This is a genomic window from Pseudomonas sp. dw_612 (assembly GCF_018449725.1).
Taxonomy (GTDB): domain Bacteria; phylum Pseudomonadota; class Gammaproteobacteria; order Pseudomonadales; family Pseudomonadaceae; genus Aquipseudomonas.
In genome coordinates, this window is the sequence record NZ_JAAVVC010000003.1 from 287982 (window position 1) to 308574 (window position 20593).

At 57.4% G+C, this 20593-nt stretch carries 13 protein-coding genes; 12 read left to right on the top strand and 1 reads right to left on the bottom strand.

Annotated features, from left to right (window positions below; genetic code table 11):
* Positions 1-2 precede the first annotated feature (2 nt).
* The 6 genes from tssM to HB680_RS06995 are packed head-to-tail and all read left to right on the top strand — an operon-like array spanning position 3 to position 11419.
* A complete protein-coding gene (tssM, locus tag HB680_RS06970; protein WP_213937817.1) occupies positions 3-3542 on the top strand; it encodes a type VI secretion system membrane subunit TssM in 3540 nt (1179 codons plus the stop codon).
* A complete protein-coding gene (locus tag HB680_RS06975; RefSeq protein ID WP_213937818.1) occupies positions 3542-4270 on the top strand; it encodes a PP2C family serine/threonine-protein phosphatase in 729 nt (242 codons plus the stop codon). Before tssM ends, HB680_RS06975 begins: the two co-directional genes overlap by 1 nt.
* Positions 4267-5268 carry a serine/threonine-protein kinase gene (locus HB680_RS06980; protein ID WP_213937819.1) on the top strand — a complete coding sequence of 334 codons (1002 nt, stop codon included), beginning with the start codon at positions 4267-4269 and terminating at the stop codon, positions 5266-5268. Before HB680_RS06975 ends, HB680_RS06980 begins: the two co-directional genes overlap by 4 nt.
* 28 nt (positions 5269-5296) lie before the next feature.
* Entirely contained in the window at positions 5297-7333 is a 2037-nt protein-coding gene (gene tssI, locus HB680_RS06985) for a type VI secretion system tip protein TssI/VgrG (protein WP_213937820.1), read from the top strand.
* A 5-nt stretch (positions 7334-7338) separates the two neighbouring features.
* The gene (locus tag HB680_RS06990) at positions 7339-8358 is read left to right on the top strand and encodes a sel1 repeat family protein (RefSeq protein ID WP_213937821.1); all 1020 of its coding nucleotides are present in this window, start codon (positions 7339-7341) and stop codon (positions 8356-8358) included.
* Between the two features lie 16 nt (positions 8359-8374).
* Complete coding sequence (locus HB680_RS06995) at positions 8375-11419, top strand: calcium-binding protein (protein WP_213937822.1); 3045 nt, start codon at positions 8375-8377, stop codon at positions 11417-11419.
* 699 nt (positions 11420-12118) lie between these two features.
* On the opposite strand, the gene HB680_RS07000 is transcribed toward HB680_RS06995, so the two are convergent.
* Positions 12119-12511, bottom strand: coding sequence for a DUF6124 family protein (locus tag HB680_RS07000; RefSeq protein WP_213937823.1), 393 nt, complete (start codon positions 12509-12511; stop codon positions 12119-12121).
* 392 nt (positions 12512-12903) lie between these two features.
* Here HB680_RS07000 and HB680_RS07005 point away from each other — a divergent pair, with 392 nt between their 5' ends.
* The 6 genes from HB680_RS07005 (at position 12904) to HB680_RS07030 (ending at position 20489) form a co-directional block, all read left to right on the top strand.
* The gene (locus tag HB680_RS07005; RefSeq protein ID WP_213937972.1) at positions 12904-14181 is read left to right on the top strand and encodes a hypothetical protein; all 1278 of its coding nucleotides are present in this window, start codon (positions 12904-12906) and stop codon (positions 14179-14181) included.
* A 109-nt stretch (positions 14182-14290) separates the two neighbouring features.
* Positions 14291-14776, top strand: coding sequence for a cell division protein (locus HB680_RS07010; protein ID WP_213937824.1), 486 nt, complete (start codon positions 14291-14293; stop codon positions 14774-14776).
* Positions 14769-16211, top strand: coding sequence for a TIGR01777 family oxidoreductase (locus HB680_RS07015; protein ID WP_213937825.1), 1443 nt, complete (start codon positions 14769-14771; stop codon positions 16209-16211). The genes HB680_RS07010 and HB680_RS07015 overlap by 8 nt, the downstream gene beginning before the upstream one ends.
* Before the next feature lie 9 nt (positions 16212-16220).
* Positions 16221-18656, top strand: coding sequence for an alpha/beta fold hydrolase (locus HB680_RS07020; RefSeq protein WP_213937826.1), 2436 nt, complete (start codon positions 16221-16223; stop codon positions 18654-18656).
* 84 nt (positions 18657-18740) lie between these two features.
* Positions 18741-20039, top strand: coding sequence for a sel1 repeat family protein (locus HB680_RS07025; RefSeq protein WP_213937827.1), 1299 nt, complete (start codon positions 18741-18743; stop codon positions 20037-20039).
* Positions 20040-20489, top strand: coding sequence for a hypothetical protein (locus tag HB680_RS07030; RefSeq protein ID WP_213937828.1), 450 nt, complete (start codon positions 20040-20042; stop codon positions 20487-20489).
* Positions 20490-20593 lie beyond the last annotated feature (104 nt).

Consider the following 20593-nt stretch of genomic DNA (forward strand, 5'->3'; position numbering starts at 1 on the left):
TGATGAAAAAGTTTTTCAAGAAAGTCGGCGCATTCTTGCGCAAGACCTGGGTCTGGACCCTGCTGGTGGTGCTGTTCGTCGCGCTGCTGGTGTGGTTCGTCGGGCCGCTGCTGGCCGTGGATGATTACAAGTTCTGGGAAGGTTCGACCTCCCGCCTGCTGACCATCAGCGTGCTGTTCCTGATCTGGGGCCTGACCATGGTCTTCGTCAGCTGGCGCGCGGGTGTTCGCAAGAAAGCCATCGAAGACACCGAAGACGGCCAGGATCGTATCCGCCGTGAAGAGCTGATCGACGAAGAGCAGAAAGAGTTGAAAGTGCGTTTCAAAGACGCGCTGAAAACCCTCAAGACCTCGAGCCTGTATCGCGGTCGCAGTGAGCGCTGGCGCAGTGATTTGCCCTGGTACTTGTTGATCGGTCCACAGGGCAGCGGCAAGACCAGTTTGCTGGATTTCTCGGGCCTTGAGTTTCCGATCAACAAGATCGACCGCAAACTGACCCGCGACACCCTCGGCACCCGTCATTGCGACTGGTACTTTGCCGACCACGGCGTGCTGATCGACACCGCTGGCCGCTACCTGACCCAAGCGGATGCCGAAGTCGATGGCAGCGCCTGGAGCACTTTGCTCGACCTGCTGCGCAAGCGTCGCCGCAACCGTCCGTTGAACGGTGTGCTGGTGACCATTCCGGTGGAAACCCTGCTGGGCGGCAGCGAGCAAGACCTCGACACCCTGGCGCGCCAGGTCCGTGCCTGTCTGCAAGACGTGCATCAGAAACTGCACGTCGATGTGCCGGTTTACCTGGTGCTCAGCAAGGCTGACAGCCTGCTCGGGTTCGACGAGTTCTTCGATCAACTGACTCGCGAAGAAAGCGATCAGGTACTCGGCACCAGTTTCCGCAAGGAACAGAGCGGCGCCGATGTCACAGTGCTGCGGGCCGAGTTCGAAGAGCTGCTGCGTCGCCTGAACAGCCAAGTGATCATGCGCATGCACCAGGAGCGCGACACCCAGCGCCGTGGCCGCATCCTCGACTTCCCGCATCAACTGGGGCAGATCGGCGAGCGCCTGTGCCTGTTCGTCGACATGGCGTTCACCGGCAACCGCTACCAGCGTGTCAGCCAGTTGCGCGGTTTCTACCTGACCAGCGCACCACATCTGACCCAAGAGATGGACCAGACCACCGCCGGCATCGGCGCCAATCTGGGGATTAACGCTGGCGTGCTGCCAACCCTGCGCAGCGGTCGTTCGCGTTTCATCCACCATTTGCTCAGCCGTGTGATCTTCCCGGAAGCCGATCTGGCCGGCCTGGACAAACGCGAACGCAGCCGCATCCACTGGGGCCAGCGTGCCTTGTACGTGGGCGCACTGGCGGCATTGGCACTGTTCGGCATGCTGTGGGCGGGCGGTTTCTCGGCCAACTACGAGCGCCTGGAAAACCTGCGTTCCCTGGCACAAAACTGGACGCAGTCTCGGTCGGCGCTTACGCCGCGTGATGATTCCATGGCGGTGCTCAAGACTCTCGATAGCAGCTACGCGGCGACTCAGGTCTTCCCGAAAAAAGGTGATGTGGGTTACCACGAGCGCGGCGGTCTGTATCAGGGCGAAGAGGCCAACCCGGTGGTCAAGGCTGCCTACGAGCGTGAGCTTGAAGCGCAACTGTTGCCACGGGTCGCGACTCTGCTCGAAGGGCAGATCCGCGCCAACATGCAGGACCGCGAGCGCTTGCTCAACAGCCTGCGTGCGTACCTGATGCTGAACATGAAAGACCGCCGCGACGCCGGCTGGCTCAAGGATTGGGTCGCGACCGACTGGTCCACGCGTTACGCCGGCAACACTGCGGTGCAGAACGGTTTGAACACGCACTTTGAGCGTTTGCTGCAACAGCCGTTTATCTACCCGCTCAACGATCAACTGGTGGCCCAGGCGCGTCAGGTCTTGCGCAGCGAGTCCCTGGCCAACGTGGTTTACCGGATGCTGCGCGAGCAGGCCCGCAATCTGCCGGAATACCGTTTGAGCCAACACATGGGGCCGCAGGCTTCGCTGTTTGTCGGCACTGACTACGTGATCCCGGGGTTCTACACCCAACAGGGTTATCAGCAGTACTTCTCGATCCAGGGTTCTGCGCTGGTCACCGACATCCTGCGCGACAACTGGGTGCTGGGCGAAGGCTCGGGCATCAGCGGCATGGACTTGCGTCGCTTGATGGTCGAATTGGAGCAACTGTACTTCCGCGACTACGCCAACTTCTGGAGCGAAGCCGTGGGCCAGGTTGCCTTGCCGGCGATCAGCGATTTCAGTGAAGGCGCCGAGCAACTGGCGGGGCTGACCTCGGCCAACTCCCCGGTACTGCAACTGCTGGTGGAAGTGCGCGAGAACACCCGGTTCCCGGCGGAAGCCGAGCCGGTTGATCAGGCGGCGGATGCCGCTGGCGCACTGGCCGATCAGAAAGGCAAGTTGGGCAAGCTCGGCAAACTGGCGTCGGCCGCTGCCGACAAAGCCTCCGACATGGCCGCGACCAAAAACCTGCCGGACACCGCGAAGAAATCCCTGCAACGGCGCTTCGAACCGCTGCACCGCTTGCTGGATGACAACAACGGCCCGGCCGCTGATCTGACCCCGGCCCTGACCGCGCTCAACGACCTGCAACTGCAAGTCGCGAGCCTGGCCCGCGCCAGTTCGCCGGAGCAGGCTGCATTCGAAATGGCCAAGACCCGCATGGGCGGCCAGCGTGATGCGCTGAGCAATCTGCGCAACGCGTCTAACCGTTTGCCGCGTCCGGTCAGTGTCTGGTTCAACGTGTTGGCCGAAGACACCTGGCGTCTGGTGCTCAACGATTCCTACGCATACCTGAACCAGCGTTACCAGAGCGAGCTGTACGGCTTCTATGGCAAGGCGATCAACAAGCGTTATCCGTTCAGCGCCCACAGCACCAGCGATGTGGCGATCAGCGACTTCCGCGAGTTCTTCAAGGCCCAGGGCATCGTCGATCGCTTCTTCGACACCTACATGCGTCCTTTCGTCAGCGGCGATCCGGGCAACTACCGTATGCGCAGCGTCGATGGTCACAGCCTGCCGATCTCCAAGGTCTACCTCGACCAGATGGCGGCGGCGCAAACCATTCGCCAGAGCTTCTTTGCCGAGAACCCGGCTGAGCCGCAAGTGCAATTCAAACTGGAGCCGTACACCCTCGACCCGGCCGTCAGCCGTTCCGAGTTCAAGTTTGGCGACAAGACCATGGAGTACCGTCACGGCCCGATCGTGCCGGTGGCCTTCAAATGGCCGACCGATGCTGAAGACGGTCGCACCAGCCTGGTCCTCGACAAAATGGTTGGTCGCCCGATCGGTATCGAGAAGAACTCCGGCCCATGGTCGCTGTTCCGTCTGTTCGACCTGATGCAGACCGAGTACCTGAACGGTCGCGACGTGCTGGTGCTGAAAGCGGACGTGGGTGGCCTGCGCGCCAACTACCTGCTGATGAGCCAACGCACGCCGAACCCGTTCGACATGGGCGTGCTGCGTACCTTCCGTATGCCGGTGCAGCTCTGATGCTGGTTGCCAGTCCCTGGCGCAGCGCTGCGCGTACCGATCCGGGCAAGGTTCGGGCGCGCAACGAAGATGCCTTCCTCGACTGTCCACAGCAGGGGCTGTGGGTGGTCGCGGACGGCATGGGCGGTCATCAGGGTGGCGACATCGCCAGCCAGTTGATCGTCGCCAGCCTGGCGGAATTGCCGGAGCAGGACGACTTCGACGAACGACTCAAAGGCATTCGCCAGTGCTTGCACTGGATCAATCGCCGCTTGGGTCAGGAGTTGACCGTCACTGCCGGGCGCCACGACAGCATCATGGGCAGCACCGTGGTGGCGCTGCTGGTCGAAGGCAGTCGCGCGGCCTGCATCTGGGCCGGTGACAGCCGTTGCTATTTGTGGCGTGGCCAGCGGTTGTATCAGCTGTCCAAGGACCATTCGTTGCAACAGCAACTGATCGACGAGCAAAACATGAGCGTCGAAGACGCCCGCGCCCATCCATCGGCCCATGCCCTGACCCGTGCGGTCGGGGCGGCCGATGTGCTGACGCTGGATGTGCTCGAACTCGAGGTTTACCCCGGCGATACGTTTCTGTTGTGCAGCGACGGTTTGTACCAAGGGCTCAGCAGCGATGCCCTGGGCAACGCCCTGAGCCTGACCGCGCCGCACGTTGCGCTGGAGCGTCTGTTCGACGGCGCTTTGCGTGGCTCGGCCCGGGACAACCTGACTGCCGTGGTGATCCGCCAATGACTGAACTCGTGCGACCGATCGACGACCTGTTGGTGAGCGAAGAGCAGGACAACAACCTGACCTATTTCGCGTTCGCCAAGCCGCATCAGGCCACGCCTGCGCTGGCGCCAACCCGGGCCAGCGTCGGCGAATTGCCCGACGTGCTCGCAGGCCGTTACCGCATCGAGCGCCTGCTCGGTGCCGGTGGCATGGGTGCGGTTTACCGCGCACGGGACTTGCTGAACGAACAGTTCGGCGATCCCGACCCTTACATCGCGCTGAAAATCCTCAGCGAAGAATTTGCCGAATCGCCGGACGCCAGTGCCTTGCTCTACAGCGAGTTCGCCCTGACCCGACGCCTGCGCCACGACAACGTGCTGCGTTTTCACACCTTTGAAGTCGACACCGACTGCCAGCGCGCCTTCATCACCATGGAACTCATGCGTGGGCTGACCCTGGACAAATTACTCTGCGAGAGGCCCCTGGGCCTGCCGTGGAAAGAACTGCGCGACATCGCGCTGCCGCTGCTCGACGCGCTGGCCTACGCCCACGCTCGCGGCGTGCTGCACGGTGACATGAAACCGAGCAACGTGATGCTCAGCGAAGAAGGCGTGCGCCTGTTCGACTTCGGCCTCGGCCAGGCCGAGGAGGGCATCTTGCCTGGCCTGCCACACCTGAGCCGCAGCCGCTTCAACGCCTGGACGCCCGGTTACGCCGCCCCGGAACTGCTCGAAGGCCAGCCGCTGACCGCCAGCGCCGACGTCTACGGCGTGGCTTGCGTGCTCTACGAACTGGCCGGCGGCAAACACCCGTTCCGCCGCTTGCCCTCGACCCAGGCCCGGGACGAACGCCTGGAGCGCGAACTGCACGCCCCCAAAAATCTACCGAAACACTGCTGGCCAGCCCTGCGCAAAGCGCTGACCTTCAACGCGGCCGACCGCACCATCAGCGCGGCCCAATTACGTAGCGCCATGGGCGCCACTTCGTCCTGGTTGCAACGCCTGCGTCCATGGGCGTAACGGATGACACTCGAACAGGGATCGACCAATGTTCAACCCCGCTAACGAAACCCACTTCAGCCTGACCGTTGAAGACTACGTCGGTGACCTGCAAGTGCTGTCGTTCACCGGCACCGAAGGCATCAGCCAGCCGTATCGCTTCGACCTGGAACTGGTCAGCGCAAACCCCGACCTGGACCTGGAAAAACTCCTGCACAAACAGGCGTTCCTGGCGTTCGACCCGCAGGGCTCCGGTATCCACGGCCAGATCTACCGCGTCGCCCAAGGCGATGCCGGCAAACGCCTGACCCGCTACAAAATCTCCCTGGTGCCACAACTGCAATACCTGCACCACCGCACCAACCAGCGCATCTACCAGCAGATGTCCGCGCCGAAAATCATCGCGCTGATCCTCGAAGAACACGGCATCAAGAGCAACGCCTACAACTTCCAGTTGAGCGTTGTGTGCCCGGACCGCGATTACTGTGTGCAGTACGACGAAACCGACCTGCACTTCATCCAGCGTCTGTGCGAAGAGGAAGGCATTCACTACCACTTCCAGCACACGCCCAAGGGCCACTTGCTGGTGTTCGGTGACGACCAGACCGTGTTCCCGAAACTCGGCCAGCCAACCGCTTATGTGCAAGGCAGTGGCATGGTCGCGGATGAACCGGTGATAAAGGGCTTCAAGCTGCGCCTGGAAACCCGCACCAGCCGCACGACCCGTCGCGACTACGACTTCGAAAAACCGCGCCTGCAACTGGAGTCCGGCTACAAACCCGACGGCGAAAGCACCGAACCGGACCTCGAAGACTACGACTACCCGGGCCGCTTCATCGACCGCGCGCGCGGCAAATTCCTCAGCCAGCGCGCCCTCGAACGCCACCGCGCGGACTACCAACAAGCCGAAGGTAAAGGTGACCAAACCCGATTGGTCAGCGGGCACTTTCTGGAAATGTCCGATCACCCACGCCAAGAGTGGAACGACCTCTGGCTGCTCACCGAAATCTTCCACGAAGGCAAACAGCCGCAAGTGCTGGAAGAGTCGGTGCCCAGCGACACCACCGACAAAAAGGACGACTTCCACCAGGGCTACCGCAACCGCTTCCTCGCCACCCCATGGGCCGTGTTCTACCGCCCGGGCCTGCAACACCCCAAACCCCGCGTCCTCGGCACCCAAACCGCCCTGGTCACCGGCCCCAAGGGCGAAGAAATCCACTGCGACCAGTACGGCCGCATCAAAGTGCAATTCCACTGGGACCGCGAAGGCCAGGCCGACGACAAAACCAGCTGCTGGATGCGCGTCTCCTCAAGCTGGGCCGGCGACCGCTACGGCGCCATCACCATCCCGCGCATCGGCATGGAAGTCCTCGTCACCTTCCTCGAAGGCGACCCCGACCAACCCCTGGTGACCGGGTGCCTGTACCACAAGGAAAACCAGGTCCCCTACGAACTACCCGCGAACAAAACCCGCACCGTGTTCAAAACCCTCAGCTCACCGGGGGGCGGCGGGTACAACGAACTGCGGATTGAAGACAAAAAAGGCGCGGAACAGATCTACCTGCATGCCCAGCGGGATTGGGATGAAAACATTGAGCATGATCAGAAGATTCGCGTCGGCAATGAACGCCACGACACCGTCGAAAAGAACACCTACACCGAGTTGAAGGCCGAAGAACATCGCACGACGGTTGCGGATCGCAAGACTGAAACGCGGATGGATGATCACCTGACGATTGGGCAGAACCAGCATGTGAAGTTGGGGACCGCGCAGCTGACGAGTGTGGGGAAAGAGATACATCTTAAGGCTGGGGACAAGATTGTTATTGAGGCTGGGATGGAGCTCACCGTGAAGGCGGGTGGGAGCTTTATCAAGCTGGATGCTGGCGGCATTACCGTCGTTGGGCCCGTTATCAAAATCAATGCCGGTGGGTCGGCCGGGAGCGGGACGGGGATCGGGATTAAACCGCCGGTGCTGCCGGGGGCTGCGGATCAGGATAAGGCGGGGAGTTTGATGGATCAGGCGTTGATGAATGCGCCGCCTGAGAAGGTTAAACCGAAGGCTTTTTTTGTGTTTTCTGAGTGATCGACATGAATGCCGTTTTGAAGAAAAAAAATCGCTTCGTTGCTGTGTTTTTTACTGCGTCAGTGCTGAGCCTGTTTCATGGAAGCGTTTATGCGGATGAGTGTCCGTCAGAAGACTTCGCCCAATTTCTGCCAGCGTTTTCTGCGAATGCTGAAACTCAGCAGCGTTTGACTGCAATGACGGTGAAGTCGCTGGTCTTAAAACCAATAGGAGAGCACGGGGCTTTTGAGCCACAAACGACCGGAGTTAGCAGTTCCACTTTGGTGTTTCCACTAATGGCGCCCGTAGCTACAGACAAGACTGAAGGTGTTGAAGTCGAAGCCGTTGACGACAGTCACTTCAACGTTGTGGATAAGCGAGCGGGTAACAGCAACATCAAGATCTTCAACTTTTCACGGCAGGCTTGCTGGGTGCTTGAGGGATTTGAAGATTGGTCGATCAGCGAGAAAGATCTTGTGACGGCTAGTAAGCCGAACATGAGCACTGCTGAAAATTTTTGCTACCAGCGTGCGGAAGCCTTTGGAGGGCTAGGAGGGTTGGAACAATACCGCCTGACAGGTGAGTTTTTCGAAGCTTCGCTGGAGAACTACCTGTGTGCGGCTGCTTCGGGTGATCCACAGGCCAGTTTGAATGCTGCGAGTTTGAGTCTTTCGGGTATGGCGCCGCAGTTGGCAACAGAGAAGGTAGAGACGCTTTTTAAAGCGGCGGCGACCACTCTCGCGGACGGTGCCGCCGCTCTATCAACGTTTTACTGTTACGGAAACAATACGGCAGGAGAAGGTCTGTGCCAGCATCCTGATCAAGCGGAGAAGGAGCTTGTTCGTGCCGCATCGATGGGCTCAGCCGCAGCCATGAATTACTTGGGTTACTCCTTTGAAGAAGGGCGATTGGTCACGAGAGATCTGTCGAGGGCGCTGGCGTGTTATCGCCTCGCTGCCGACAAAGGTGATGACACCGCCATCGGGAACCTCAAACGATTGAATGCGCAGAACGTAAACGTGACCCCAGTTGGCAATTGCTACTAATTTGCAGGATGCAGAAATGACTGAACCACTCGATTTAACGGGCCAGTACACCAATAACGAATACGTGTACCTGATGGGCGGTGATGGCCTGCAAACGAACGCGGCAGGCAAAAAGCTGATCGACTGTTCTCATATGGTGAACTTGTTGCTCACTGGCGCGGGCTATCAAATCCCGTATGAGGATACGACCGCCATGAACGAATCCTCCTATTACACGGAGATGCCGCCAGCAGAGGTAAAGAAAGGCGATATAGCCCTTTGGATCAATATTCTTCCCCTGACAGGTGGCGAGCGTCGTCTGTTTCACACCGGAATTGTCATAAGGTTCAACCCGGCTTCTGGCGCGGGCGATTTTTTTGGTGCGCAAACAACGAAAGGCCCTTCGGAGGCAGTTTTTGGAAAAAACCCACCTGCGTACTATTGGCCTGTCCCGACGAAGTTTTTGAGAGCAAAAGAGGAATATAGATCCGGTGCTGCTCCGGCCGTCGCACCCGCGGCAACTCCTGCACCCGCCCCCGCAGTTCCGGCACCACTCATGAACTTTCAGTATCCATTCCGAAAGGCTGACGGCAAACAATTCACTGACGCAGAAGAAGTCTACAAAGTTCTTGAGGCTGAACGGTCGGGTCACTATCTGTTGGGTAGCAACAAGTTCTGGCACGGCGGTATTCACATCAGTGACAAAAGCGCCCCACATTGCGTGCTGAATGAACCTGTGCGTTGTATGGCAGATGGTGAGGTCGTCGCCTATCGACTCAATAAAGATTATCTAGAGTCAACCTTTGGCGACGGCAATACAGCGAAGAAGCTTAAGTATTCCAACTCTTTCTGCTTGGTGCGCCATGAGTACATGTCGACACCAAACCCGGAAGAGGGGCCGAATAAGGGTAAGCAGAATAAACTGACTTTCTTCAGTCTATACATGCACCTGCTGCCTTATGACCGCTATCCATTGGCGCCAGAAGAAAGCCCCAAACCTGTAGTGACCATGAATTTTGGTGACTACAAGGCTTACGACAAGGCTCCTTGGATACAAGGAGCGGTTTCTTACGGCTTAATAAAAAAGGGTACGAAGTTAGAAATCCTTGATCAGGCTGTTGATGGAGTCAAGACATACGCCAAGGGCAAAATTCTGATTGGATCAGTCAAAAACGGTTCACACAAAACACGAAACGTTGGAGATGAGGTCTGGTTCGCCTATAAGGAGAACGACGCTCCCTATCTAAACTCGCAAGATAAGGCGATCTGGACTGCGGACAAGGTCCCGGGACGACTGAGGCCCAATTATTGGCAGGGAAAGGTTAAAGCCACCGCAGCCAATAAGCTTGACCTTTACGAAGCGCCCGCTGGGCCCCAAAACGGTCAGCCTGTAGGGGCCCGAAGCGGAAACAAGCAGCTCATTCCTACCAGCGTCGTTGAGTTTGATAGCAAAGAAGTACTGAATCTAATCGTTGAAGGAAAACTTCGGCGAATGGCGCAATGCACTATGGTCAGTGGCGGCTTGGCTGCCGCAGGATCTGTACCGGAGAGTTTTTGGACCTGTATAGAAAATAGTTCCGATTACCACATGGTCGACTGGACGTCGTTGATACCTTCCAGTTTCGATTCGGTTGAATCGGCGAGCACCGGAATCAAGGCTGGCGACCCGATTGGATATCTTGGCAAAACTGAAAACGTCCTTGATGAGTCGGGCGTGACAGATAGTAAATATCAGGTCCATATCGAAATATTCACCTCCGAAGCCGACGTCAAAGATTTCCTCGATAACCTCGCCGGATTGAAAACAGGCAAGCAATATTTGCATTTGCCAGTCGGAACTAAGCTCAACAACAAAGCACCTGCCATTGGCACCACCGAGCCTCTAAAGAAAGAGCACGCGATAGATTTGACTAAAGCGCCGCTTATTAAAGAGGGCTCCGATGATTGGTACGAAGTTCGTGTGGTTGGGGAGGACTTACCAATCTCTGGGCTGATCAAAAAATCGGAAGCTGTAATTATTACTCAGCACGATTGGACGAAGTTGGGCTTTCACGTAGTTGAAGAATCCAATGCCACTGCTGATGGCTTTCTTGATCCAGAAGACATGCCGCAGTTTTTTAAGGATCTATTTAAAAAAATTGATAAAGACGGAAATGGTGATATTGACCCCACTGAACTCGCTGATGCGCTAAAAAATGCTGACACGAGAGATCAATGGTCAAAGCTTATCGCTCGTCATCCAACCGAGTGGAAGTTTAAATCCGATAATTCCAAGTGGAGTCGGCTGGACAAAATATTGGAAGCCGCTCCAAAATCTTTAATGCATGAAAAGGAACGAATAGATAATTACGTTTTTTGGGAGGAGCCTGCCGTCAAATCTCTCATGAGTACAGATTTGGTTAGCCATTTTCATCCTGTTAGTTTTGTGAGTAACTTTCTCGTATTCGATGACGATAATGATCTGAAGTGGTTAAAAGTTGAAAGTGGGCAGTTGACTTTTAATGCAGAGGGAAATGACTTGGAAAACCCCGCAGATCCATTGCATCAGTACTTCAGCCGAAAAGTACATTGGCCTGGAAGTGTCTCTGGGGTGACAATCGGTAGAGGATACGATTTAGGGCAAAGACCAAATCCTGAAACTGATCTTACCGCTGTGGGTATAGCTGAACCTTTGTTTAGCTGGCTCATAGGAGCAAAAGGCTTGAGTGGTGCCGCAGCTAGGAACTATTTGAATAGTGCAAGTCCAGAAATCAGGAAAACATTTATAACGAGGAAGCAGCAGTATCAATTGTTTATTACGGTTTATGAGTTTATGAAAAGTGAAGTTATACGGATCTCGGGTAAAAATACAGTGACTACGTTGTATGGGAATTTGAATTGGGACGCAACTGATCCTAAAATTCAGGATATGGCGATAGACTTAATATATAGGGGTGATTATACGGGGGATGCAAGGGCGCTTATTCAGAGGCATATGACTGATAATAACTTGTCCGCATTTTCAAATGTAATAAATGATCAGTCAAAATGGTCAAATGTTCCAGCGCAGCGATTTAATGATCGTGTTGATTATCTGAGGTGAGAGATGAGTTTTTCTAAGTTTTTTCCTGTGGTCTGTATTCTTTTCATAGGTAGGGCTTCCGCGGCCAATGATATCGGATCTGTTTCTGAAGTCGGGGCAGGTCGAGTGGGCGCTCATGTCGTTAGGTATGTAAAGACGTTTAATGACAGTTGTCTTGAAGTACAAGTTGTCAGTCCCGATAATAATTGGAAAATTCTGTCTGCTTCGAATTTTTGTAGTTTTGAGGGTAAGTCTTTCGATTCGGATTATGCTGATGCCGGTTTCGACAATATCTCTGTAAAAAATGATGGTGTTCATTTGACACTTAGTACTACGCCACTTAGGCCTACCGGCGAGGAACGAAGATTATGTAACATTCCTGTCGAAGGAACTACTATCAAAGAATTGAAGTGCTCTGAAGCTAGTAAGTAATCGATTTAAAAAGGACAGATTTATTTGTTTGGCAGCGCCGGCTGTGAGCAAATAAATCTGGCTGATTTTAAGTTTTTAGATTTAAGAGCGATGATTTGGGAGCGAAAGATATCTCGGGCATTGGTCTGTTATCAGTTGTCCGCCGAGAAAGGTCGCCCGCAGGGTAGCGAAGGTGTGAAGCGCTTGGTTTCGCAAGACTCAGCCATAAAGGCCAGTCACTGCCTGTAAAGTTCGTGGTGCAGCTATAAACATTGAAAAAGGGGACTTTAAGTCCCCTTCGTACTTTTATTACACCGCAGCCCGCTGACGGCTCCCCGGATCCGGCGAATCAATCTGATCCAGTGCTCGTTCCACCATCAGATGCACCCCATCCGCCAATCGACTCAGCGCCAGTGCTACCGAGCGGCGAGTACCTTCCACGTCGTCCGCTAAATCCGCAGCGATGGCGCTGATGGACAGCAGGTCTTCGGACGCATTGGCCAGGAGGGTTTCGGTGTGAAGGTCGAGGTTAGCGTTGAATAGGGCGCTTTTGCGGCGCTTGGATTTGGGTTTCGCGTCGGGGTTTGGGCCGAGGTGGTAGTCGAGGGCGCGTTCGGCGGCTTCGTGGAGTTTTTTCGAATCGAGGGATTCGTAGGGGGATGTGGATAGGTTGTCGGGTGGATTCGGTGTTGGCTTGATCATAGGTGTAACTCCGTAATTTATGGAGCTGGCACCATTTCGCTTGCGCTTCGAAAAGGTGGCAGCTGTGCATAGGTGTGCAAGACCGGCGGAGTTACACCCGGCAGACCCGAAGGCCTCCCATACACAGCAGCCATAACGACTCGCGAGCATAGGAAAACGCTCGATGAATTGCCATAACCAAATTGTGTACTCCGTCGGACTTGCACGTCCGAGTCACCGATTTTGCGGCGACGAACAAAGGTTATCCGCCCCGACGCAGCCCGCCTAGTTCACGAACACCCCCACATATCGAAGGAAAAATCCGATGGTTTTGCAGGCAATGTAAGCGGATGATCCAACACTTTTAAACGCAACCAGCGCACCGCTTAAACAAGGGCTTCCGAGTGAACGACATGGATTGTTTTTTGAAACATCGCGGCTTTGGTGCAGCGCTGAAGGCTGCTTTTGTGCTGAGCCTGTCCCTGGGTGGCGCGAATGCATTCGCTGGAGACCAACCTTGCCGGTTCGATGTCCCGCAAACAGACCTGAAAGTCGCAAGCTGCGTGCAGGAAGGGGACGTGAACATCCTGAAACTCGTGCCCCGCAACGAACCTGAATCCACCAACGTCTTCGAAAACCTGCCCACCTTCATCGTCTCCGGGAAAAACCTGCAGGACATTTTGGCGGTCGTCGGAATCGACAGAGCACGGCGTTACAACAAGCTGATCGAAGTGCCTCGTGCTGAAGAGCTCATGGAGTTTTCGGACGCGGCGCCCACCGCAAAAGCGTTAATGGAGCAGCAAGGCTGGACGCTGTTGGATATGAAAAACGTTATCTACCCTGGCCCGGAAGATGTTGAGGGGTTTTCATTAACCTGCAACACACTTCAAGCAGAAACAGCCCGGGGTTTTGTCGTGGTTTCGCAGTGCAACACCTTTTATGAAGAGGGTGTATCGAGCCTGAAAAAACTCCTCGCCCGAATCACCTGCGAACCCCCAAAAAGTGAAGCCTTCACAGCGCTGCAAACAGACTCGGGCGCTATCGTTTTCAACTCCATCAAGCTACCCGAGGACGAACTCCACGACCCCGACGAAATGGCCATCGACATCGATTTTGTGAATTGTGCTGACGGCGTAAAAAAGAACATCGGCGGGCTGCCATTTCTAGCGGCCACTGGACGCGTTCAAGCGGCTTTCTTTGCTCAGGCTGAACCCAATGCCGAGCCGATGCTGTTCGTCATTCATGCCGTCGAAATCAGAGCCGATACCGGCGTTAATTATCTGGGCGATTACTACACCGTTCACGTCTACGCCAATACGCCAGCGGGTTACGTCAGGGATGAGCGACTGTCGAACTACTTCGGCAATGGCGGCGATATCGCGCGCGATGCCGAGTCGGAGGAATTGGTCTACACGTTCCCCTATAAAACCGCTGATGACATCGTCGCCAAACTCAACTCTGCTGCCTATAGACATTGGGCTGCGGGGGACGAAGTGAAGCTCACGATCAATAAGAAGACCCCGATTTACAGTTCACCGGTTTTAGCCGACGTGACGAAGATGTATCTGATCAAGGGTGATTCGGTGTTGCAGGAAGGCGCTGAGACGGGGTTTCTGAAAATCATGTTCAAAACGCCCAAGGGGAAAGCGATTCGGGGCTGGGTTCAGTGCGGTGATGCCGCCGGTTGCTAGTCGATGCTCCGGTCGAACGGTCAGCGGTGAAACGGGCTCGGTGATTAGTCACTAAGGCCCGCGTTTTCCTTTAGACTTGCCCCCCTCAAGGAAGCCCTCAGGACACGGAATGCCAGTCCCCTCAAACACCCTTCGCAAAGCCCTGGTCGCTTGGCTATCCGCCGCCGCCCTGGCGCATCTGTTCGTCAGCATCATCCTGACCTGGGTCGGCCCTTCGGGATGGCTCGACGTGTACCTGCAACACGTCGACTACGCCTTCTGGACGGACTTGCCCCCGCGCGCCGCCCGCGAGCAACAACTCTGGTGGCTCGCCGTGTTCGGCGCCACGCTGCAAAGCTATTCCCTGTACATGTTCGCCCTCGTGCGCATCGGCAATCGCCTGAAAACCCCGATGGCGTGGGGTTGGTTGATCGCCGGCATTGTGATCTGGGCGCCGCAGGACATGTGGTTTTCCCTGACGGCGCAGCTCTGGGTGAACCTGTGGATCGATGGTTTCGCGCTACTGACGTTATTGCCGCCGCTGTTCTGGCTCTATCGCCACGACCGCCGCAACCTCCTTTCAAACACCACACCGAGCGACGCCGACCATGCCTGATTTTTCTCTGCTGGATTGGGCGGTCGCGCTGCTGATTGCCCAGGCGATTCTGGGTGCGTTGGACACTATTTATCACCATGAACTGACGGTCGCGCTGCCGTATCGGCACAGTGCGCGGCTGGAGTTGTCGATCCACGCGATGCGTTCGTGTTTCTACGGGGTTCTGTTTTTGGGCATGGCGCACCTGGCGTTTCAGGGCGTGTGGGCGATTGTGATTGCGTTGCTGTTTGCCCTGGAAATTGGCCTGACGCTGTGGGATTTTGTGGTCGAGGATCGCAGCCGCAAACTGCCGGCCATCGAGCGGATCATGCACACGATTTTGGCGGTGAATGGCGGCGCGTTTTTCGCTTTGTACGGCGTGCAACTGGGGCAGTGGGCGAGTCTGGCGACGGGGTTGAGCGCGATTGATTTGGGCTGGCGTGGCTGGTTGCTGACGTTGTTCGCGATTGGCGTGACGGCGTCGGGGATTCGCGACGGCTTGGCGGCGTTGCGCATGCAGCGCGAAGGCAAACCGTCGAATCCGTTCGCGGGCGGCGCGTATAAGCGGGTGTTGGTGACCGGTGGCACCGGGTTTATCGGGGAAGTGCTGGTTAATCAATTGCTCGACGCGGGCCACACGGTCAGCGTGTTGGCTCGCGATCCGTTGAAAGCCGCGTACCTGTTTGATGGCCGCGCCCGGTGCGTGCGGTCGCTGGGCAAACTCGGCTACGACGAAACCTTCGATGTGGTGATCAACCTCGCCGGCGCACCGGTGGCCGGGCCGCGTTGGAGTGAGACGCGGCAGGCGCAATTGATCGCCAGTCGGGTCAACACCACCGAAGTGCTGATGACCTGGCTGAAGAACGCCAAACACAAACCGGCGCTGTGGATTCAGGCCTCGGCCATCGGCTATTACGGCGTGCGCGATGCCAGCGAAAGCCTGGATGAAGGCGCGAGTAAGGGCGACGGTTTCATGGCCGAGTTGTGCGCCCGATGGGAAGCCTCCGCGCAACCGGCCACCGGGTTTGGCGTGCGTCAGGTGGTGTTGCGGCTGGGTGTGGTGTTCGGTCCGGGCGGTGCGTTGTTGCCGTTATTGATTCCGTTTCGTCTGGGGTTCGGCGGGCGCATGGGCGATGGTCGGCAGATCATGAGTTGGGTGCATCGCGATGATGTGATTCAGGTGATTGCGCGGGCCTTCGATGACAACAGCCTGAGCGGCACGTACAACCTGGTGGCGCCGGATGCGGTGAGTCAGAGCGTGTTCGCCGAAAGCGTCGGCAAAGCGCTGAAGCGTCCAGTGTGGTTCCACATTCCAGCGGCGCCGGTGCGGGCGTTGGCCGGTGAGATGGCGCAGTTGTTTTTCGACGGTCAACGGGTGGTGCCGAGCCGATTGACCGAGGCGGGCTACACCTTCCGTTACCCGACCCTCGATGCCGCCCTGCGCGATCTGGCCTGAGGATTGTCCATGAACAAGCCCCTGATGTACCTGCTGGCCGGCAACGGTGGCGCCGCCGATTGGTGGGATGACGCGTTGCCGCACTTTCAGCGTTATCAGGTGGTGCCGCTGGAATTGCCAGGCTTCGGCGACAATCCACAGGCCCCGTGCGAAGACCTCGCGGCTTACGCTCAGGCGTTGTTGGCGATGACGGTCCAGGGCAGCGCGATCATGGCGGTCGGGGTCAATGCGCTGCTGGTGTTGCATGCGCTGCAACGTCAGCCGGGGCATTTCTGTCGCAGCGTGTTGCTGGCGCCGGTCGGGGCGTTTTTGTGGCAACGACGGTTGCCGGCGCTGATGTCACCGCTGCCGATTCGCAAGACCATTCACTGGTTGCTGGCGAACAAACCTGCGCTGTTCAAACACAAGTTTTCCAACCAGACCTGGACGCCCGCGCAGTATCAGCGCATGGGCGCCGGATACGCTCGCTGCCGCGCGTTTGTGCCGTACTGGGACCTGGTGCGCGCCGATACAGCGTTGCCGCTGCTGGAGTGGATCACCGACCCGGTCGAGCTGGTCTGGGGCGATCAGGACAACGTGCTCGGCATCGCGCAAGCCGCCGCGTGGTCGGCGATTCTGGCGCGTGCTGATCTGACGATTAGCCTGAAAACCGGTTGGGGGCATTACCCGTGGATCGACTCGCCCGCTGAGTTTGCTGCGTGGCTGGAGTTGGGCGAGTGCGGATTTGTCGCGCACACCAAGGGCGGGCGTTTGCGTCTGGCCGAGTTGGCCGGGCAAGCGGTGCCGTCGGCGCTGTCAATCAATGATGCTCACGATCCGCGTTTGCCGGCGTTTCTCGCCAGCCAACCGGATGCCTCGTGGGCGGTGCGTTCTTCCAGTTATGGCGAAGATCAGGCTGATGCGGCGAATGCCGGGTTGAGCACTACTTTCCTGCGAGAACCGACGGCCAACGTATCAGCGCGCATTGCCGAACTAAGCATGGCGGGTGTGGAAGAAGTGGTGGTGCAGCGCTTCATCACGCCACAGGTGTCCGGGATCGCTTTTGTGCGGCATCTGTCGGTGGAGCTGGAGTGGGTCGAAGGGCATCTCGAATCCCTCGCCGATGGTCAGGTGAGCCCCGAGCGCGCGATTATTTCCCGCCTCGGCGCGTCCTGGAGCAGCGACACGTTCAAGCCTTCCCACGGTCTGACGGCGGACCTGTTGTGGCGCTTTCTGCAAGGCGTGTTGCGGGTCTTTCACTACGTTCCTGGCGACGTCGAATGGGCCTGGGATGGCCGCCAACTCTGGCTGCTGCAATACCGGCCGATCAGCGATTACGGCTGGCGCCGGCACCTGACCGCCGCCAACATCGCCGAGATCCTGCCGCCGCAACCGAGCGTTTTTGTGGAGTACGCGCAACGACGTGCGGCGGCGAGTATTCCGGCGATCATGGCGCGCTGGGATTCACGGGTGTTGCAGGACAACGAGCCGTTCACTGCGGTGTTTGGCGGCGCTTCGTACATCAACAATGACCTGTTTCTGGCGCGGCTGGCGGACTGGGGGATTTCTGCCAGCAGTTACGCCGGTGAAGTCGGTGGTGCGACACCGCATCTGCCTTGGCGGCCACTGCGTCTGCTGCGTTCGCTGCCGCTGTTTCTAAGGATGCAACGCATCGCTCGCGGGCATTTGCTGACCTTGGAAAGGGGTTTGCGACGCTTCGATCAGGAGCTGTCCGAACTCATCGCTCAAGGTGCCGACGGCCAGCAACTGGCCGACTGGTTCACCCGGTTTTATGTGTTCGTGGTACAGGGCAACTTGTGCATCGCCACGTCATTGGCCAGCAGCGGCGGCGATCTGTTGGGGCGGCCACCGACGGCTTATGACGACCTCGAAAACAGCCCGCATCGGCTGCCGTGGGAAACCGATCCGGCCACGCCACGCCCTTCGGCGTCCGACATGCCGTTACAGGCCTTCCCGCAATGGTCAGGCCTTATTCGTCTGGCCCATTCAACCGGTCTGCCGGGCCTGCGCGGCTACTACCTGCAAGTGCGCGAGTGGTATCGCGACAACCTGATGCGAATCTTCTTTCGCCTGCACCACGCCATGCCGATGGCCGACCGAGCGCATTGGTTCGCGCCGCATCCGGACGTTCGCAGCCGCGATGGCAGCTTCTGGCAGGACGGCCGCGAAGGCACCGAACAAGCGACGGGTTTCATGATTTATCCGGGGCAGGTGCAAGGCATTCTGGGCGATGACATTTTGCTCGAAGACACGCTCGATCCCGGACGTCACGCGCACTACCAGGCCGCGCGGGCGGTGATTGCGCGGATGGGTGGGCGCTTGTCCCACGGTTCGACCTTGTTGCGTGAACTGCGCAAACCTTCGGCGGTGCTGCCTCAGGTAGATGTGGCGTGGCTGGGGTGTGAGGTGCTGTATCGCGATGGTGAACTGACGTTGGTGAAGTAGTTTTCGATGAAAAGGAATTCTCTTGTGGCGGGTTTGAAGCGTGGGTGTCTGGGGTTGTTGGCGCTGGTGATGTCGTCGAGTGCCTTGGCGGCGGTGCAGTGCCCGAGCACCCAATTTGTGGAGTTCATCACAGCATTTACGGCGAATGCTGATACTCAACCAGCCTTTATCGCCTCGCCGGTGACTGAGGTGTCGGTTGTCTCCACCGGGTCGAAGACGCGGGTGCTGCAACGGCAGGTGCCGACGCTGGGGCCGGGAGCGTTGGCCGAAGTGTCGGCAGATTACATTGCAAAATCCAGACTGAGCCTGGAAGTTGCGTTACCTAACTATGTATTCGTCCGAGACCGCAAAGGCGAAGTGCTGAAGATCTTCACGTTCAAGTTCGGCGACTGCTGGAAACTGGTGCGGGTCGAAGACTGGTCTCTGGAAAAAGTACTGTCCGCGCAACAAGGCGAGTTGCGTGCTTCGCCGGGTGCTCGCGCGCTCAAGAGAGGCGCGCTGTATGACGCGCTGACGAACGAGTCGGGGTATCCGGCCGATGTGCAATTGTATGTTTCGTCCTTGGACAGTTACCTGGACGGGGCCGCCCAAGGTAACGACCAGGCTGCCTATGCCGCCGCGTCAGTCAGCCTTTCGGGGCAGGCGCCGCGCCTGGACAACAGCAAAATCCTCGAACTTTATACCCAGGGTTCCAGATCGCTCGCGCAGGCCAGTCATGCGCTTTCCGGGTTTTATTGCGACGAAGGCGAGTATGGCGACCCGCGCCCTTGCGTCGACCCTGCCAAATCCCTGGCGGCGCTGAAAAGGTCTGCTGCACAAGGCGCGCCCTATGCGCTCAACGACCTTGGCAGTGCCTTTCAACGTGGCACGTTGGGCATTCAGGATTCGCAACGGGCACTGGCCTGTTACTTGGCGGCGGCGAACAAGGGGCAGGAAGATTCGCGCACCAACGCCGAGCAATTGAGCGCTCAAGGCATACGGGTTGACCCCGCCAAGCCATGCCTGATGCCGGAGCCTGTCGAGCAAGCTCAAGTGTTGGCCTGCCCTTCGAAGGATTTCTCAGTGTTTTTTGCCGACTTCACGGAAAGCACGGCCAGTCAAAAAATCTTCACCCGCGTTCCGATGAAGAAACTGATCACGGTGGACGCCGAGCCTGAGCCGAAGCAGGTCAGTACGTGGCTGGATCGCAGTGAACTGGTATTCCCGCTGATCCCTGAGACGAAGACGCGGGAGGCGCGAGGGCTGATGCTACAGGTCGTGGACAAGAGCGCCACATCGGCGACGGTGAAACTGCAAAAGCCGGATACCGGTTACGAGGTTATTTACCGGTTCAGTTTTGATGGGTGTTGGTCGCTGGATGAAGTGCAGGATTTCTCGATTTGAATGCCGAGTTATTTCAAAGGATTTGAAGTGAAAAGAGTGCTGCTGTTGGTGATTGGCGTGCTGCCGTTGACGGCGCACTGCGAGGTTGTGTCGGAGATTTATTGTTTTGGGATGGACGAGTCGAGCCCGATGAAGTTTGAGCTTCGAACCTATTACGACACTACGAACAAGTGGCAGGGTGGCTTTGTTAAGTACGCGTCATCCGGCGTACCGATTCCTCTGGTTTTAACCGACAGCGAATCTGAAGAAGTGAGCCCGGACAGGCCTTGGCAGCTCACAAGAACATGGTCTGAAGTGTTTGAGGGAAAGGTGACGGGTGCATACGAAATGGTGAGCCAGGGCGGGATGATCGTTTCGATGAGCTACACGAACAAGTCGAGCGGCAAGGAATACGGATTTTTGTATACACCCACCGAAGCCTCTTTGGAGAAAGGTTGCCAATGGGAATAATCGGTTTGCTCAGGAGTGCGACCGGACTCGCTATTACGAGTTTGTGAACAACGAATTTCGGCTGTTGAAAATCACGGATTCATAAACGATTCGGCAAAGGGAGT

Excerpts from the sequence above, each read along its gene's own strand:
- tssM (WP_213937817.1), top strand. The coding sequence starts at position 3 with ATGAAAAAGTTTTTCAAGAAAGTCGGCGCATTCTTGCGCAAGACCTGG.
- HB680_RS06975 (WP_213937818.1), top strand. The coding sequence starts at position 3,542 with ATGCTGGTTGCCAGTCCCTGGCGCAGCGCTGCGCGTACCGATCCGGGC.
- HB680_RS06980 (WP_213937819.1), top strand. The coding sequence starts at position 4,267 with ATGACTGAACTCGTGCGACCGATCGACGACCTGTTGGTGAGCGAAGAG.
- tssI (WP_213937820.1), top strand. The coding sequence starts at position 5,297 with ATGTTCAACCCCGCTAACGAAACCCACTTCAGCCTGACCGTTGAAGAC.
- HB680_RS06990 (WP_213937821.1), top strand. The coding sequence starts at position 7,339 with ATGAATGCCGTTTTGAAGAAAAAAAATCGCTTCGTTGCTGTGTTTTTT.
- HB680_RS06995 (WP_213937822.1), top strand. The coding sequence starts at position 8,375 with ATGACTGAACCACTCGATTTAACGGGCCAGTACACCAATAACGAATAC.
- HB680_RS07000 (WP_213937823.1), bottom strand. The coding sequence starts at position 12,511 with ATGATCAAGCCAACACCGAATCCACCCGACAACCTATCCACATCCCCC.
- HB680_RS07005 (WP_213937972.1), top strand. The coding sequence starts at position 12,904 with ATGGATTGTTTTTTGAAACATCGCGGCTTTGGTGCAGCGCTGAAGGCT.
- HB680_RS07010 (WP_213937824.1), top strand. The coding sequence starts at position 14,291 with ATGCCAGTCCCCTCAAACACCCTTCGCAAAGCCCTGGTCGCTTGGCTA.
- HB680_RS07015 (WP_213937825.1), top strand. The coding sequence starts at position 14,769 with ATGCCTGATTTTTCTCTGCTGGATTGGGCGGTCGCGCTGCTGATTGCC.
- HB680_RS07020 (WP_213937826.1), top strand. The coding sequence starts at position 16,221 with ATGAACAAGCCCCTGATGTACCTGCTGGCCGGCAACGGTGGCGCCGCC.
- HB680_RS07030 (WP_213937828.1), top strand. The coding sequence starts at position 20,040 with ATGCCGAGTTATTTCAAAGGATTTGAAGTGAAAAGAGTGCTGCTGTTG.